This is a genomic window from Coleofasciculaceae cyanobacterium (assembly GCA_036703275.1).
In the GTDB taxonomy this organism is placed as follows: domain Bacteria; phylum Cyanobacteriota; class Cyanobacteriia; order Cyanobacteriales; family Xenococcaceae; genus Waterburya.
The window spans coordinates 1-17,388 of the sequence record DATNPK010000020.1; the positions used below are offsets into that span (position 1 = coordinate 1).

The 17,388-nt window shown below is 39.1% G+C and carries 17 protein-coding genes; all 17 read left to right on the forward strand.

The genetic code is table 11. The annotated features are described in order from the left end of the window. The first annotated feature begins 138 nt into the window (after positions 1 to 138). The 17 genes from V6C71_03685 to V6C71_03765 all read left to right on the forward strand — a co-directional run bounded on the left by V6C71_03685 (position 139) and on the right by V6C71_03765 (position 17,302). Positions 139 to 336, forward strand: a complete 198-nt coding sequence (locus V6C71_03685) for a hypothetical protein (protein HEY9767593.1) — start codon at positions 139 to 141, stop codon at positions 334 to 336. Positions 337 to 432: 96 nt separating this feature from the next. Further along, positions 433 to 1,299: an ABC transporter permease DevC gene (gene devC / locus V6C71_03690; GenBank protein ID HEY9767594.1), complete on the forward strand. Its 867-nt coding sequence runs from the start codon at positions 433 to 435 to the stop codon at positions 1,297 to 1,299. A gap of 69 nt (positions 1,300 to 1,368) precedes the next feature. Continuing rightward, a complete protein-coding gene (locus V6C71_03695; GenBank protein ID HEY9767595.1) occupies positions 1,369 to 1,566 on the forward strand; it encodes a hypothetical protein in 198 nt (65 codons plus the stop codon). Next, positions 1,535 to 1,810, forward strand: coding sequence for an ATP-binding cassette domain-containing protein (locus tag V6C71_03700; protein HEY9767596.1), 276 nt, complete (start codon positions 1,535 to 1,537; stop codon positions 1,808 to 1,810). The genes V6C71_03695 and V6C71_03700 overlap by 32 nt, the downstream gene beginning before the upstream one ends. After that, a complete protein-coding gene (locus tag V6C71_03705; protein HEY9767597.1) occupies positions 1,758 to 2,225 on the forward strand; it encodes an ATP-binding cassette domain-containing protein in 468 nt (155 codons plus the stop codon). The genes V6C71_03700 and V6C71_03705 overlap by 53 nt, the downstream gene beginning before the upstream one ends. A 60-nt stretch (positions 2,226 to 2,285) precedes the next feature. Continuing rightward, a complete protein-coding gene (locus V6C71_03710) occupies positions 2,286 to 3,950 on the forward strand; it encodes a TolC family protein (GenBank protein HEY9767598.1) in 1,665 nt (554 codons plus the stop codon). Positions 3,951 to 4,340: 390 nt separating this feature from the next. Beyond that, complete coding sequence (locus tag V6C71_03715) at positions 4,341 to 5,249, forward strand: WecB/TagA/CpsF family glycosyltransferase (GenBank protein HEY9767599.1); 909 nt, start codon at positions 4,341 to 4,343, stop codon at positions 5,247 to 5,249. Positions 5,250 to 5,271: 22 nt separating this feature from the next. After that, on the forward strand, positions 5,272 to 6,231 hold the full coding sequence (locus V6C71_03720) for a glycosyltransferase family A protein (GenBank protein HEY9767600.1): 960 nt from the start codon (positions 5,272 to 5,274) through the stop codon (positions 6,229 to 6,231). A gap of 1 nt (position 6,232) precedes the next feature. After that, positions 6,233 to 7,759, forward strand: coding sequence for a lipopolysaccharide biosynthesis protein (locus V6C71_03725; protein HEY9767601.1), 1,527 nt, complete (start codon positions 6,233 to 6,235; stop codon positions 7,757 to 7,759). 23 nt (positions 7,760 to 7,782) lie between these two features. Next, positions 7,783 to 8,727, forward strand: coding sequence for a sulfotransferase (locus V6C71_03730; protein HEY9767602.1), 945 nt, complete (start codon positions 7,783 to 7,785; stop codon positions 8,725 to 8,727). 104 nt (positions 8,728 to 8,831) lie between these two features. Continuing rightward, positions 8,832 to 9,605, forward strand: a complete 774-nt coding sequence (locus V6C71_03735) for a class I SAM-dependent methyltransferase (GenBank protein HEY9767603.1) — start codon at positions 8,832 to 8,834, stop codon at positions 9,603 to 9,605. Between the two features lie 33 nt (positions 9,606 to 9,638). Beyond that, positions 9,639 to 10,874 (forward strand): glycosyltransferase, encoded by a 1,236-nt coding sequence (locus V6C71_03740; GenBank protein ID HEY9767604.1) that lies wholly within the window; start codon positions 9,639 to 9,641, stop codon positions 10,872 to 10,874. Further along, on the forward strand, positions 10,867 to 11,775 hold the full coding sequence (locus V6C71_03745; protein HEY9767605.1) for a glycosyltransferase: 909 nt from the start codon (positions 10,867 to 10,869) through the stop codon (positions 11,773 to 11,775). Before V6C71_03740 ends, V6C71_03745 begins: the two co-directional genes overlap by 8 nt. 92 nt (positions 11,776 to 11,867) lie before the next feature. Further along, entirely contained in the window at positions 11,868 to 12,815 is a 948-nt protein-coding gene (locus V6C71_03750) for a glycosyltransferase family 2 protein (protein HEY9767606.1), read from the forward strand. Positions 12,816 to 12,828: 13 nt separating this feature from the next. Beyond that, positions 12,829 to 14,145, forward strand: a complete 1,317-nt coding sequence (locus V6C71_03755) for an O-antigen ligase family protein (protein HEY9767607.1) — start codon at positions 12,829 to 12,831, stop codon at positions 14,143 to 14,145. Between the two features lie 98 nt (positions 14,146 to 14,243). Beyond that, positions 14,244 to 15,098, forward strand: a complete 855-nt coding sequence (locus tag V6C71_03760; GenBank protein HEY9767608.1) for a sulfotransferase domain-containing protein — start codon at positions 14,244 to 14,246, stop codon at positions 15,096 to 15,098. A 71-nt stretch (positions 15,099 to 15,169) separates the two neighbouring features. Continuing rightward, positions 15,170 to 17,302, forward strand: a complete 2,133-nt coding sequence (locus V6C71_03765; protein ID HEY9767609.1) for a GNVR domain-containing protein — start codon at positions 15,170 to 15,172, stop codon at positions 17,300 to 17,302. The last annotated feature ends 86 nt before the right edge of the window (positions 17,303 to 17,388 follow it).

The window sequence follows — 17,388 nt, forward strand, 5'->3', positions numbered from 1 at the left end:
AGACATGATTAATTCCCAAGCGGGAAATATCTCACTTGCTTGGATTTTTGGAGAAATAAGAGTTAAAGGTTCGAGTTTGATGGACTATTGATCAGTGATACTCTCATTAACTCATATTTTTAGCTTAACCGAACAGTATTGGGTACAGTCGAGCGAATCAGTTCGCAAATTAGTAAAAATGACGTTTTGGATAACGATCCAGCAGCGGATGTAGATTCGAGGGTGATTGAAGTCAGAATTCGTCTTAACGAAGCAAGCAGTTCTTTGGTTGCCGATCTGATTAATTTGCAGGTTGATGTAGAAATTGTGCCTGCCGATGTTTCCCTCAATCTTTAATTTACTCGATCTTTTAACAAGAGTTTCTACAGATGTTTGGTTTAATTCCCCCTTTGGCATGGTTGCAGTTAACTAGAGATAAAAACCCGTTTACTTGTGGCATTAGCTGGAATTGCCTTTGCGGTAATTTTAATGCTGATGCAGCTAGGATTTCGCGATGCGCTGTTTGATAGTGCGGTGAGAATCCATCATCGATTGAAGGGAGACATATTTTTGCTTGGTTCTCAATCTCTTTCGTTGGTGGAGTTAAAGGAATTCTCGCAAAAACGTCTATATCAATCTTTGGGATTACCAGATGTTGAGTCTGTTGGTTCGGTTTATATCGGCTATGGTTCGTGGAAAAACCCCCAAACAAACAAAACCCGTAGCCTGATGACCATTGGCATCGACCCTGAAGATAATGTTTTAGCTCTGCCAGAAGTTGAGAAAAATTTAGCATTCTTGAGGGAATCTGACGTAGTTTTATTCGCTCGCGCTTCGCGACCAGAATTTGGTGACATTGCACAGTTGTTAACCCAAAAATCTCAAGTCACTACTAAATTAGAACAACGTCGAATTACCGTCAAGGGTTTGTTTACCCTAGGGGCATCTTTTGGTTCTGATGGCACGGTAGTTACCAGCGATCTTAACTTTATTCGCCTCTTCGATCCACAAAGAACGAGCGGTTTAATTGATATAGGTGCGATCTCCCTCAAATCTGGTGCGTCCGTTGCCAAAAACATCCGACAATTAAAGCGAAGCTTGCCCAACGATATCCAAGTCTTGTCCAAAGCCGAATTTATCGCCTTAGAGAAAAGCTACTGGGGAGGAAGCACCGCCATTGGCTTTATCTTTACTCTCGGAACAATCATGGGGTTTGTAGTTGGGACAGTCATTGTCTATCAAATCCTCTATGCCGATGTTACCGATCAGATGATGGAATACGCCACCCTCAAAGCAATGGGCTATAGTAACTCATTTTGATCTAGACTCGTCTTTCAAGAAGCAATTATTCTCTCAATTTTAGGATTTATTCCTGGATTTGCTTTGTGCTTGGGACTTTATGACAACGCCAAGGAAGGGTCTGGTTTGCCTCTGGCAATGACCTGGGAACGAGGTTTAACCGTTCTGATGCTCACCATTTTAATGTGCATTATCTCAGGATTAATAGCGATGCGTAAAACTCAATCTGCCGAGCCAGCCGATATTTTTAAAAACCATGCAACCAAATACAGTTGTGGCGATCGATAAGCTAAATTATTTTCATGGTAAGGGTAATCTACGTAAGCAAATTTTATTTGATATTGATGCCAACATTAATGCAGGAGAAGTGGTCTTCTTGACTGGTCCTTCTGGCTCGGGTAAAACCACCTTACTAACCTTGATTGGCGGACTGCGATCGCTTCAGTCAGGAAGCCTTGAAGTTTTAGGGTCAGAGCTAAATGGGTCATTCATCAAAGAAACTCAGGAATTTGCGTCGCAACATTGGCTATAATATCTTCCAAGGGCATAATCTGTTGAATTCTCTAACTGCTAGGCAAAACGTACAGATGGCACTAGGTCTACATTCAGATATATCTCGCCGTGAAGGTTTAGAACGAGCGGAATTCCTCTTAAGTGCAGTTGGTTTGGCTGATTTTATCAATCAGCATCCTCATAAGCTCTCGATTGGACAACAACAGCGGGTAGCGATCGCTCGTGCTTTAGTCGCTCATCCCAAAATCGTTTTAGCCGATGAACCTACCGCTTCTTTAGATAAGAAATCTGGTTTAGAAGTGATCGAGCTGATGCAGCATTTAGCCCAAAAACAAAGCTGTACGGTAATTCTGGTAACTCATGATGTCCGCATTTTTGACTTTGCCGATCGCCGACTCAACTTAGAAGACGGGCGTTTAACTGCTTCAGATTAATTATTTATTGAAACTATTTAACTACTCAAAGCTGCAAATATCATCATCAAGTACAAAATAATGAGTAATCTTCAAAAAATTTCTGCTGTTGGCGCAGGTACAGCTATCTTCTTAGGCAACACTATCTCAGCCAATGCCGAAAATTTACCTGAGCTTGAAGGCGATACGCCAAAACGGATCAGCTTACAGCCGAACAGGTTGAAAGTTACTTTCTCGATGGCATCTTTGCCTGAGTTAAGTCAAACCAGTATCGCCAACCCAACTCAATTTTTAACGGCTTCTACGTGGAATTTTTTACCTCTACAAAGCAAGCTAGCTCAATTATCCCCCATATCTCCAGAAGATAGACCGGGAGAAGAGCAGACGCTACCCTCGGTACTAAGATTAGATGTATTTAGCAATAGTGCCGATCCCTTACTACTTCCAACCCAACCCAATGAAGTAACTATTGATTTTGAGCAGCTTGTTACTTTAGAAGATGCTGTCTCAATAGCTGTGACTAACAATCAAGAGATAGAAATATCTCGATTAACCATCAATCGCTCATTGGCAGAATTACAAGAAGCCAGGGCTGGACTATATCCCAGCCTAAATTCATCAGTGGGTTTTGACAATCGACTAACCGCAGGTGCAGGTGCAGGTGCAGGTATAGGTGCGCCAGAAGAACTCACAGTTGATAACTCTGCTACCAACACATTTGATAGTTCCTTATCTCTTAGTTACGATGTTTATGATGGTGGAGCTAGAGGCGCAAGTATTAATAGTGCTGAAAAACAAGTCCGTTTAAATCAGTTACTTTTAGAGCAAACTATTGAAGACACTAGCTTACAGGTTGCCACAGACTACTACGTTTTACAGGGTGCCGAAGCCCAGGTAGAAATTGAACAGGCAACAGTAGAAGATGCGGCTCAAACTTTCAAAGATGCAGATCTCCTAGAGAGAGCGGGAGTCGGTACAGAATATGAAGTCTTGCAGGCAAAGGTTGCACTGGCTCAAGCACGACAAACGTTAAATCTTGAGCAAGCCAATCGAGATATTGCTCGAAGACAGTTAGCAGATACTCTAAATGTCGGGCAAAAAGTTGCTCTACAAACCGCTGATGAAATCGAACCAGCTGGTACATGGGAAAGTTCCCTACCAGAAAGTATTGTTATGGCATATGATAATCGTGCTGAATTAAAACAATTTTTGCTGGAGAGAGAAATTAATGGTGAACAACGTCAAATTGCTTTAGCCGCAAATCGACCTCAAGTTAGTTTGGTTGCTAGTTACGATCTTCAGGAAGAATTAGATGACGGCTCAGATCTTGCCGATGGCTATTCGCTTGGTGCAACTGTAAACTGGGCTTTTTTTGATGGTGGTGCAGCACGTGCCATAGCTAGACAATCCTCAACAGATATTGAAATAGATGAGGCAGAATTCGCCAATCAACGAGATACAATTCGCTTTGAAGTAGAAAATGCTTATTTGAGTCTTAATGCCAATCAGGAAAACATTGATACGGCAGAGCAAGCTGTCGAACTGGCTCAAGAAAGTCTACGACTAGCAAGGTTGAGATTCCAGGCAGGTGTAGGTACGCAAACTGACGTAATCGTCGCTCAAACAGAGCTAAGTACTGCTCGTGGTAATTTGCTTAGCGCTATTATCGATTACAACCAATCTTTTGCTGAATTAGAGAGAGCTATTAGCGATTTATCTGATGGTGATCCAGCAGATTTGTCATAAATGTTAGCTGTCTTTAATAGTATTAATAAAGTAGGAATTTAGTATTACTAAATTCCTACAAAAGACCAAAGAAGTTTCCTTGATATAAAATAAATTTATTATTAATTTAACTAGTATTTAAACTCAAAAAAATAATCTATATATTGATAGATTATTTTTTCTTTATGTTTATCATACTCTATACAGATTGAACTTCTAGTTAGACATAATATGGTTTAGATAATATTGCTAATATACTCTTGTCACAATAAAGCTTTCAAATAAATATTGATTGTTCGCGATTAAAATCTATGGCAATTAAGATTTATCTTAGCCAGTTGTGTTAAACAACTTGGCTAAAAAGACTTTTACACTTTCTAGCAATATTTAATTAAAATCGGCAAGTATATTATGTCTTCAAACAGAAAGAATGCCAAGTATGAATCTTATAAATCAAAGTTTGACTCGGCTTATTTGCTCAATAGGAGAGTTGATTTGGTAACAAGTAATACAGTTATTGAACTAATTTGCCAAAGCTGTAGTAAAAAGCAAAAAATTATTATTTCTCACTATAATATTCATGCTTTTAATTTATCGATGTTGTTACCGCAGTTTTTGGCATTTCACCAAGATGCTGACCTTACCATCTGTGATGGCATGGGGATGTTAAAAGGCTTGGAGTTGACGGGTATAGGTGTTTCATCTAAATACAGAGTGGCTTTAACTTCAATGATTCCTAAATTGCTTAATGAATGTGAGCAACATGAATTATCAGTATTTATATTAGGTTCTAAACCTGAAAATTTAACCAAAGCTCTTAACAATCAAAAAGCCAAACATCCCAATTTAAACATAGCTGGTAATCATGGCTATTTTGACCAAGAAAATTCAGATGAAAATCAAACTGTAGTTCAAAAAATCAATCAGTTTAAACCCGATATTTTAATTGTCGGCATGGGAATGCCTCGGCAAGAACTGTGGATTCAAAATAATTACCAAAATCTAGAAGCTCTGGTGATTATTCCTGGTGGTGCAATTATCGATCGCCTAGCAGGAGTAGTATCAAACTCTCCTAAATGGATGTCTGACGCTGGTTTAGAATGGCTCTATCGTTTGCTGAGAGAACCAAAACGTTTAGCTGCTAGATATATGTTGGGAAATCCACTTTTCTTGCTCAATCTTTTTTGGGCAAAGTATCATCAATTCGATTTCATTCAGACTACAAAAAGTGAAGTTGAGCCAGATATTTCTCCAGCTAAAGTTAATCAAATAATCGACCCAAAAATTAAGACCCTCGACACGAAGATTAACTATTCATAACTTAATCAAGCAGCTATATATTATGTCTACCCCGGAAATTTCTGTAGTCGTACCTGCTTACAATGTTGAAGCATATATTGCCACAGCATTATTGTCCTTAGAACACCAGTCATTCAGCAATTTTGAAGTTTTGGTAGTTGACGATGGTTCTGGCGATCGCACTCCAGAAATAGTTAGATCTTTTAGCGATCGCGATTCTCGGTTTAACTTACTGCAAAAGTCGAACGGTGGTCTTTCTTCGGCTCGCAACTATGGCATTCGGCGTGCTACGGGGGAATATATTGCTCTTTTGGATGGAGATGACGTATATGGCTCGGAAAAATTGGCTAATCACGTGGCCCGACTAAGATCTTCACCACAAGTTGGGATCGTCTATAGTGCTTCTCAAGCAATTCGCAATGATGGTACTCCTACCTTTATGCGCTTAAGTGGTAAACCAATTAACCCAGATCCGCTGGTAGCCTTACTCTGTAAAAACTTTATCGGTCATGGTTCTAATGCCGTATTTCGTCGCTGCATCTTAGATGAGGTAGGAGAATTTGATGAAACTCTGCGCAGCTGTGAGGATATTGATTTTTGGTTGAGAATCGCAGCTACTAAAAAATGGCAGTTTTATCGTGAACCAAAAATTCATTCTTTTTACCGTGTTCGTCCCTCTGGACTTTCATTCGACCTAGAGGAAATGAAAGCTAGCCAACTGCGGGTAATTGTTGCCGCCTGTAAACGTTCTCCAGAATTAGTTGAGAGTATCTTACCTACTGCCTATGCCTACATGAATCGATATTTAGCGCGATTATCTTTGACGGCGGGAGACGTAAACTCAGCCAGAAAATTTATTGATCGCGCTCTGGCTGCGGAGCGCCAGATCTTTCTCCAAGACCCGCGATCGCTTTTAACCCTGATGGCGGTATATCTAGCACCCTTGTCGCAATTGGCGATCAAAGGTTCTCTTGGTTCGATCAAGTCAAAGGTTAGTAATTGAAGTGGCAAAATCTACTAAAAATAAATTACCCGATCTCAATAGGCAATTTTTTTGTACCGATCATTTAAAAACCGAGCTGAAGCAACGTTCTGTGCGTGGAGGAGCAGTCACGCTGGTAGCTCAAGCAATCAAGTTTATCTTGAGAATGGGTTCTACCGTAGTTTTGGCACGTTTGCTCTCACCTGAAGATTACGGCTTGATTGGGATGGCAACTGTAGTTATTGGTTTTGTACAGTTGTTCAAAGATTTGGGGTTATCAGCAGCAACGGTGCAGAAATCCGAGATTAATCACCAGCAGGTTAGCACTCTATTTTGGATCAACCTAATTATCAGTTTGGCGATCGCTTTGCTAGTAATTGCCCTAGCTCCTCTAGTTGCCAGGTTTTACGATGAGCCACTTTTAAGGGGAATTACCATGGCTTTGGCGATTACTTTTATTTTTGGCGGTTTGACCGTTCAACATCAAGCACTGCTGCAAAGACAAATGCGCTTTCTTGAGCTTGCCAAGATTGAAATCGTCTCAATGTTGGTTGGAGTCATAGTTGCCGTTGCTTCTGCCTGGTATGGATTAGGTTATTGGGCATTAGTTCTCATGCAGATAGCAACAGTTATCACTAATGCGATCGCAGTTTGGCTGTCCTGTAGTTGGCGACCTGGATTTGCGAGCCAAGATTCGGCAATTAGATCGATGCTGGCTTTCGGAGGAAACTTAACGGGTTTTCGCTTAGTAAATTATTTTTCCCGCAATTTAGATAATTTACTAATCGGTCGTTACTGGGGTTCTCAACAATTAGGACTTTATGCCAAAGCCTATCAGCTAGTTCTTTTGCCCATCGAGCAGATCAATAGTCCTGTAAACAGTGTTGCTCTCCCTACTTTAAGTAGCCTCCAGTCAGAGCCAGAAAAATACAGTAAATATTACTACAAAGCTATTTTATTAATTACCACTTTGGGGATGCCAATTGTGGGATTTATGTTTGCTTCGGCTGACAAAGTAATCCTGTTGATGTTAGGAGAACAATGGTTAGGTGTAGTTCCTATCTTTCAATATCTAATGCCAGCAGCCTTCATTGGCACATTTAACGTGGCTGCGGGATGGGTTTATCAATCATTAGGAAGAACGGATCGTCAGTTTCGCATCGGCATGGTGATGGCGACAACAGACATCCTGCTTTTTTCGCTCGGTCTTCGCTGGGGCGCGGTTGGTGTCGCTGCATTCTATGGTTTATCTAGACCAATTCTGATGATTATTACAATTGTCTACTGTTACAGGGGGACATTTCTGAAAGTAGCTGATTTTTTCCGAACAATATTTCGCCCTGTTTTTGCTTCGGTGAGTGCAGCGATCGCCTTAATAGGAGTTAATTATTTTCTTGTAGCTAATCTTAATTTTTTAATTGCCTTATTGATCGATCTTTGCTTATATTTTTGCTTTTATCTATCGATTTGGATATTTATACCTGGAGGAAAATCGGAAATTAGAGAAATATTACACCTTTTAAAAACTTTGAAACCCAAAAGAAAATAACCCATTTATTAGTAGATAAAACTATGAAATCTCCCGTTTTTATCGTTGGCTGCGATCGCTCTGGCACAACTTTATTACGCCTGATGCTTAATCAGAGTTCCGAACTCTACATTACTCCCGAAACCAAGTTTTTAATTCCTCTACAAGAAAACCAAACAATATACGGCGACTTTACTCAGCCCGCTCAACGTTATTTTTTTATTCGCGATTTACAAACCAATCGAGCAACTTCAAAAACTTTTACTTTTTCTGTCTTGGGTTTGACTATTGCCGAAGCCGAAACTGCTTTAGCTCAGGCCGCACCTACTGATTTTACAGGGGCAGCCGAGTCAATCTTGACTGCCGTAGCACGTAAACAAAACAAACAGCGTTGGGGGGACAAAACTCCTCATCAAGTACGAGATATATCTTCCCTAGCTGAAATGTTTCCCAATGCTCAATTTATTCACATGATTAGAGATGGTCGAGGTGTGGCTGTTAGTATCCGTAAAGCAGGATGGCACAATGGCAATCTTTTAAAAATAGCCCAGTATTGGCAAAAACAAGTTAGTGCAGCAATAAACGCAGGTAGAGCTTTAGATAGTAATAGGTACTACGAAATTTATTATGAAAAATTGCTCACTCAACCAGAAGTAACTCTGCGGAATTTGTGTAATTGGCTGGATCTTGAATACACGCCTCAGATGCTGGAATATTACCGTGATGCTAATTCTAATATTCAGCCAGAACATAAAGATCTTTTTAAGCTGAATCAAAAACCAATTGATGCTGGGAGAATCGATGCTTGGAAATCTCAACTATCTAAGCAGGATACAGCAGATTTTGAAAGTATCGCTGCCAATATGCTTCAGAAACTAGGATACGAGTTAGACGGAGCGAAAATTGCTCCTGAGATCAAATTAACTCGCGCTTTGAAACACCGTTTTACGCCACTGCTTCATGACCTCAAACAGAAATTACAGACTTAAGCAAGGCAAAAGTCATTTTTAAAACACCAACAAAATGATCGCCAACGCCTTAATTTGTTCTTTCCAAACTATGCCAATTTGTACTTATAAAACCCAGATTAAAGATGACTAGCTCAACTGAAGTTAAACAGTTTTACGACAACTTTACCAATACTAGAATGCTGCAATATAAGCTAGATGGTAATCCTCGCATTGACAAAGCAGTTAAGTTAATTTCAGGTTATTTAACCCCAGACAGTAATATTCTCGATATTGGTTGTGGAATTGGTATTGTCCCCGAACAAATTGCCAGACAACTTAAACAAGGGCGAATTTTAGCTTGCGACTTAGGAGAAAACAATATCAACTATGCTCGCCAGACTGTTAGCTCAGACCAAATAGAGTTTTTTAACGTCAATGTGGTAGAAAACTTTGAGGCAATTCGTAATAAGTTATCTGCCCCAGTCGATCTAGTTACTATGGTGGACGTGATTGAACATCTACCACCCGATAGTTACGATGGACTATTTAATAATCTAAGTCAAGTAACTAGCGATCGCGCCAAACTGATTTTGACTTACCCTAGCCCTGAATATCAGGTTTATTTACAGCAACACAATCCCCAAGAGCTGCAAATTATTGATGAAGTAATTGAAATTAATAACTTAATGCAGTTTGCTGATAAATACGGCTTTACTTTAGCATATTTTACCTATATTGATGTCTGGAAAAAGAATCAGTATATCCATTGTGTGTTTAGTAAAAATATTGCTTGTACTCCAATATCAAAAAAAGGAGTTTCTCGAAAAATCCAGCGCAAAATAAAGCATTATAAATCAAAAATAATGATGCCTTTTCTCAAGGCTAAATACATCGATCTTCCTAGTAAATCAGATTGAGGGAAAATTATGTTCAAAATAAATAGGTGAAACATGAAAATTGCTATTCTTGCTGGGGGAGTTTTTCCCACTCTTTCTAAGACATTTATTATCGATCAAATTACCGAATTAATCGATCGCGGGCATGAAGTTAATATCTATGCGACCGAACCTGATTCTCAAAATACAGTTCATCCAAATGTCGAAAAATACCAGCTTAAAAAGCATATTTATTACCATAAAGTGCCAGAAAATAGCTTAGTACGATTGCGGAAATTAACTGGTATCTGGCTGGCTAATTTTTCTAAAAATCCAGCCGTCATGCTTCGCACTTTAAACATCTTTAAATATGGTAAGAAAGCATTGTCATTGCGGTTACTATATCTGGCAATTCCCTATCTTGATAAACAGCCATATGATGTAGTTCATTGTCACTTTGGTTACAACGGTCTTAAAGGTCAAGCTTTACGCGATCTTGGTGTGCTTCGAGGCAAATTGATTGTTACCTTTCATGGTGTAAGTATGTCGAAAGATCTTCAGGAAAAAGGCGTACAAATCTATAACAGATTATTTGAAAAAGGAGATCTTTTCTTACCCATTAGCGAACATTGGCAACACAAGTTGATTAAGCTGGGCTGCGACGAATCAAAAATCATCGTACATCGCATGGGCATAGACTGCCATAACTTTGCTTTTATGCCCCGCCAACCTTCTGCTGATGGCGTTACTCGACTGGTAAGCATCAGCCGATTAGTTGAGAAAAAAGGTATAGAGTATGGTATTCGGGCTGTTGCTAAATTAGCCAAAATCAAACCCGATCTTGAATACAACATTGTCGGTGATGGCTTATTAAAGCCCAAGTTGCAGGAATTAATTCAAGAACTAAACGTAGGTAATTTAGTAAAGCTACTTGGTTGGAAACAAAAAACCGAAGTGATCGATATTCTCAATAATTCCCATGTTCTCTTAGCTCCTAGCATAACAGCCAAAAACGGCGATCGCGAAGGAATTCCCGTAGCTTTAATGGAAGCAATGGCAATGGGACTTCCCGTAATTAGCAGTCTTCATAGCGGTATTCCCGAATTGGTAGCCGATGGCATTTCGGGTTTTTTAATTCCTGAACGGGATGTTGAGGGAATAGCAGCCAAGTTAAACTACTTAATCGAACATCCAGAAATGTGGCCACGGATGGGTAAAGCTGGGCGGGAAATAGTCGAAGCAAATTATGACATTGACAAGTTAAACCATCGCTTATTAGAAATTTATCAGGAGTTGTGTAGAGATGAATAATTCTAAACCCTTTGTTTCCGTAATTATTCCTGTTTATAATGATGCAGAACGCTTAGAAAAATGTCTGGCTGCATTGGATCAACAAACCTATCCCCAAGACTTATACGAAGTTATTGCGATCGATAATGCTTCAGCCGAAAGTATTGTTGAGATTGTCAATAAATACCAGCAAGCATCTACTATCTATGAAGCAGAACCTGGTTCTTATGCTGCTAGAAATAGGGGAATTACTGTTGCCAAAGGAGAGATATTTGCCTTTACCGATTCAGATTGTATTCCCGCTGCTAACTGGATCGAACAGGGCGTTAAAGCATTAATAGATAATCCCGACTGTGGCATTATTGGCGGTAAAATTAAGCTCTTCTTTCGCGATCCCAATCGTTTAACGGCTGTTGAATTATATGAGGACTTAACGGCTTTTCCGCAAAAAAGACATATAGAAAGAAATAACTTTACGCCTACAGCTAATTTATTTACTTATAAAGAAATTTTTGACGAACTAGGTAAGTTTAATCATCAATTAAAATCAAATGGCGATCGCGAATGGTGTCAGCTTGTCTGTGGGCAAGGCTATGGTATTAAATACGCCGAGCAAGCGATGGTTTCTCATCCAGCAAGGTACTCATTTAAAGAGATTTATCGTCGCTATTTGCGCATGGCAGGAGGGAGAGCTGATGCTTATCGAGCCAAATATCAGCAAAATTTATTTAGATTTAAAATTATTTATGAGGTTGCTTCAAGCCTTTTGATAACTCCCAAAGACATTTTAGTCGTGGCAATCAAAGGCAATTACTCAGCAGTCCAAAGAGGAAAAATACTTTTAGTTTTATTTGCTTTGAAATGGGGACTAAACTCGGAAAAATTGCGAGTGATGATGGGAGGAGTATCCCATAATTATTAGCTAATAGCTATTAGCAATTAGCCATTAGCCATTAGCCATTAGCCATTAACTTTAAATTCCCCAGTTCATGTTTCCATATTAAATATAAAGTAATGTTAGAACCAATTATTAGTGTAATTATACCGACTCACGGGCGATCGCAGCTTGTTAAACGAGCCGTAGACAGTGCAGGCGCGCAAACGCTTCGAGACATCGAAATTATTGTAGTTATTGACGGTTTAGATCTAGCAACCGAGCAAGAATTAGCCAAGATTAACGATCCTCGTTTACGAATAGTTCAACTTCCAACCAGCAAAGGAGGTGCAGGGGCGCGTAATGCGGGAGTTGCAGCAGCCAAAGCAGCATGGATTGCTTTTTTAGATGATGATGACGAATGGCTGACTCGAAAATTAGAGTTGCAGCTAGCAGCAGCCAAAAAATCTCAGTACAAGTATCCGATTATTAGCTGTTCACTAACCGCTCGTACCCCCAAGGGCGAATTTATCTATCCTCGTAGATTTCTCAGGGCAGATGAACCCTTGAGTGAATATCTTTTGGCTCGAAATTCTCTTTCATTTGGGGAAGGATTAATTCAAACCTCCACTATTTTTACTCAGAAAGAGCTTTTAGAAAAGATTCCTTTCCAAGAAGGATTAGTCAAACATCAAGATTGGGACTGGTTGTTAAAAGTAAATACTTTAGCAGATGTCGAAATTAAATTTGTACCTGAAACTTTAGCCATATGGCATTGCTGGCAAGAACGACAAAGCACTAGTAGCACAACTAATTGGCAGCAATCTCTAGCTTGGCTTCGCGATAATCAAAATTTAGTCACTCCCAGAGCTTATGCAGGCTTTATTATGACTCAGGTTGCTCCCCAAGCAGCCCAAGAAGGTCAATGGCAAGTGTTTTGGTCTTTACTAAAAGAAGCTGGCGATCGCGGAAAACTTCAGCCGAGCGACTTAATTTTATATCTACTTATGTGGTTTTTGCCCAAAAATATCCGTCGTTCTCTCAAGACTTTATTCAAGGTAGAAACACAGCAAATTAGTGGTGTATGAATGGTAAAGACTTATGCTAAAAGCGATCGACAACTCATTTCTGTTCAAACAAAAATATCTTCAATCAAAACTATCGCTTGCTGAGCGTATTCTCTACTTAGCCATTGTCTTAACTCCTTTGTGGTGGCTACTAGGAATACAGCCTTTATTTTATCCAGCAGTGGTTATCTGTTTACTAGCTTATTCATTTGATTTTGATAAGCCGATTAAACAACCTTTGCCGATGTGTGCCTGGGCTTGGTTAACTATGGCTCTGGTCATGTTGGCGACAGCACTACTTGGTCTGAGTGACGTCGGTTTTGAACCAATGGAAGTAGCCTCGACTCTAGTTACTTTTTTCAAGGGTTATTTTTTGATTTTTGCCTGTCTAGCACTTCCCTTTTGGCATAAAATCGACTCTGGCGTAATTACACGAGCAGTTGCTTGGATGGCGATCGGCTATTTGGTATTAATTTGCCTTCAGCTTATTTTGCTCGTTGCCGGAATCAAAATCGGGGTATTTTATCCACCTCTAGCACGCCTGACCCCAGGCAACAAGCTCAGTTTAATGGTGAATCTTTCAGCCAGTCTCAAACCTTTCTTTGGGATTAATTTACCTAGATCTTCACTATATATGGGCGATCCTCCTATTCCAGGAATCTGTGGTCTTTTAAGCTTCGTTATTTGCTTAGGGGAATCCAACTCTCGTTTACGCAATCTCGCTTTAGCAGGTAGCTTGGGTGCGGTAGCTATAAGTCAAAGTCGTTTAGCTTATGTTTGTTTGGCGATCGCTATTATCACTAATGCCAGTTTTCAAAGTTTTGTGGCGCGTCAAGCCTATCTCTGGTTTATTGCTGCTCTTGCCCTGGTTTGCAGTCTGCGGGAGTGGACTATATCCGATCTAGTTAATCAACCACTAAGAATTTTCAACCAAGCTCGTCAAGCTTCATCAACAGACCGTGAATATGTTGTTCGTAAAACACTCGAAGCCTGGCAGGAATCGCCCTGGTTGGGATGGGGAATTGCTCAAGGCACGGCCAACTGGTATACCTACAAAATTGAACTCGGCTCTTTTTCTACCTATGCTGCTGTTCTATATTTACACGGTATTTTTGGCTTTATTTTCTTTATTTTTGCCCTGGCTATAACTTTATTCGATTTCTGGAAATTTGCCGTTGCCAAAAATCAACTTTGTCAACGAGCAGTGTCTAGCTTAGTCGCTTTATACATTTTTATTCAGGGTCTTCCTTTGTCTTGGATTTCGACATATATCTGGTTTTTCTTGATTTGGTTAGGAGCAGTGTTATCAGAACAACAAAATCAGCAATCCAATTTAAAGAAAATATGGTGATGATCAGATCACAGCTTAGCCGCTCTAAATAGTCAGCATTAAATCAAAATTTTTAATCAAAAATCAATTTATCAAACTAGATATATTAAATTTCAATTATGATTTTAAAACCAAAAACACTTTTAAAAATTAAAAGAGGCAAGTCAGTAATTCGAGATATTGCGCTTAAGTTAGATTTAATTCCAGGTCATCAAGACTACACTAAATTTATAATTTTGTGTCGCTCTAGAACGGGGTCTAATTTATTACTCAATCAGCTACAGTTTCATCAAAATATTAGAATGTTTTATGAAATATTTAGTCAAGATAATAGTTCTAAGGAATTTTGGGATTATATCAACTACGATCTCCAAAATATTCGAGATTTAAAGCAAAATAATCCCCTTGAATTAGTCAATTCATTTGTTTATAGAGCAATGCCTCTTGAGGTAAAGGCAGTTGGATTTAAGTTGTTTTACTATCACGCTCGCTCTGGGAAACAACAAGAAATCTGGCAATATTTAAAAGATAGACAAGAAATAAAAATTATTCATTTAGTTAGGAGAAATCTACTAAAAACTTATGTGTCTCAGCAACTAGCTTTAACTACTAATAGCTGGTATAGCAAAGGCGATTGGACTATGTTCGGACTTGGCGATCGCCAAAAACATACTCCAGCTATTCAATTGAACTACGAAAAAACTTTAGCAGCTTTGGCAGAAACAAACAAGCTAGAGCAAAAAAATGAATATTTTTTTAAAGATCACCAATTACTGAAAATTTTTTATGAAGATCTAGTTGAAGATAATACCAAAGAAATGGCTAAAGTTCAAAATTTCTTGGAAGTAAAACCAACCTCTGTTTATATATCAACCAAAAAACAGTCGCCAAATTCTCTCCAGAAATCAATTCAAAATTATGCAGAGCTAAAAAATTGTTTTCAGGGAAGCCCTTACGCTTCTTTTTTTAAGTAACGGCTATTGGCTTAAAAATTTTCTAGACCAATTTAATTTAATTAGTTTACCTTAAAGGAGCAAGAGCGATCGTGGATAAACTTACTTCAAAAATAAATAGACATTGGAAACCTTTATTATTATTCAACCTAGTTTTAGCTGTAGCTGTAGTTGGTAAAATTGTTTTTACCCCGAAAACTTGGGATGCCAACGCACAGTTAATCTTACCTAGTACCAGCGGAAATTTAGATGCTGACTTAGGCACGCTCGGTTCTTTAAAAAATAGTAGCGTGGATTTTTCTAATACCATGGATCCACTATTGGCTCAAGAAGCCATTCTACTGAGCCATCCAGTCTTAAAACAAACTTTAGATTCAGACCCCGAAAAAAATCTTTTTCCCAGTGTTTCATCGTACGAAAAATTCTTTGAAGTATTGCTTACCGAAAAAACCAATGCTTTTAATTTAATTGTTAGTGCTTCTAGTCCTGAGTTGGCTAGTCAAAGAGCAACTAACTGGATCGAAGCATATCAAGCACGACTCAATCAATTACGACAGGAAAATAATCGCAGTCGGCAAGAATTACAATCCAATCAACAACAAATCAAAGAAGCCAAACAAAATTTAGCTCAAGCAGAGCAAGAATTAGCCAAATTCGAGCAAAGTTCACGACTGATTAGCAGCGAAGAACAAGTTAAAAGTATGGTTAAAGTAGTTGGCGACCTTACCTCTTTACAGCAGCAAGCACAAGCCGAAGCACAGGCAAATCAAAAACAAATTGCCGCAATTTCCCAAAGAATATCGCTTACGCCCGATGAAGCCATTCGCTCTTTGAGTTTAGGAGAAAACAAAGATTATCAGTTTTTAAAAAATAAGCTGATACAAATAGAAAGCGTGTTGAATGGACTTCAAGCCAATTTTACCGATCGCGAACCGAGAATACAATCATTAATCCTAGAACGAGAAGAATTAAAACGTCAATTACAGCAATATGTAGATGATACAGGTGAAGCAGCCCAAATTGACTCTACCATAACTAGCGAAGGTCAAGGAAGAGCTAGTTTAATTCAGCAATTAGTACTATTAGAAAGCGAAGCTGAAGCTAATCAAAAGCAAGCCGAGCAGTTAGAATCTCAGATTGAGCAAATCAACGTCAAGCTAGAAGCAATTCCGCAAAATCGAGCGCGATTATTAAAGCTAACCAGACAGAAAAACATCGCCGAAGGTGTCTATCAAGGTTTAGTTGCTCAGATACAGCAGGTTGGGATCAACTCTTTTGACACCTATCCCAATGTCCAGGTAATTGAACCAGCAGAGGCTAATTCTCAACCCTCTAGTCCTGATAAGCCGTTAATTCTGCTTGGTTCTTTATTGGCTTCACTTGTAGGTAGCACCGCACTTTTACTTCTTTTAGAAAGTTCCGCTCCTTTATTGGATGCCAAAGACCTCCAGTCATCAAATTTTCCCTTTGTGGTTAGCATCCCTAAATTTAAAAATTCAGATGTTGCGTTGTATTTACCGCCTTATGTAGAAGTAGAATTTGAGAAGTTAGCTTCGGCAATTACTTCTCAACCCCAATTTCAAAGAGCTGCTCGAGCCTCAAAATTATTACCTGGTACAGAAGCATCAGAATCAGCAAAAATAGCCTCGATTGATTCTCAGCCACAGAGCCATCGATTTCTAATTACTAGTGCAGCAACAGGCGAAGGGAAAACCACCGCAACTATTGGCATAGGCAAGGCATTAGCCAACTTAGGCTTTAAGGTATTAATGGTAGATGGAGATTATCATAAAGCAGAATTAAGCCGATACTTCAACTACAACCCAGAAGAAACACAACTCGAACAACCAATATCAATACAATCAAACCTCGATCTATTAGTTACTCGTTCTCCAGAAACGGGAACAACTGTCGCCTTAGTTTCTCAAGGACAATTCGAGCAAAGATTGAGAGCGGCAGAATTGTCAGGTAATTATGATTATGTCCTAATTGATACCTCTCCTGTTAGTGTTACCAGTGAAGCAGTGATCATGACTTCAATGATTTTAGATATTTTGTTTGTAGTTCGTCCAGGAATCAGCAAGCGTAACTTGGTTAACAGCAGCCTGGATCAACTGACTCAAAACAACTCTCGTATTTTGGGTTTAGTGGTTAATGGAGTGAAAAAGAACACCGAACAATATTCATATCGTTCTAATTATCTTCTGACATCTAAACTTGACTAGGTTGGGTAGAATGCCATGAAACCCAAAAAATTGGCGATCGCGTTGTTCGAGTTAAGCCTTAGTCAAACCCTAATTAACCATTAATA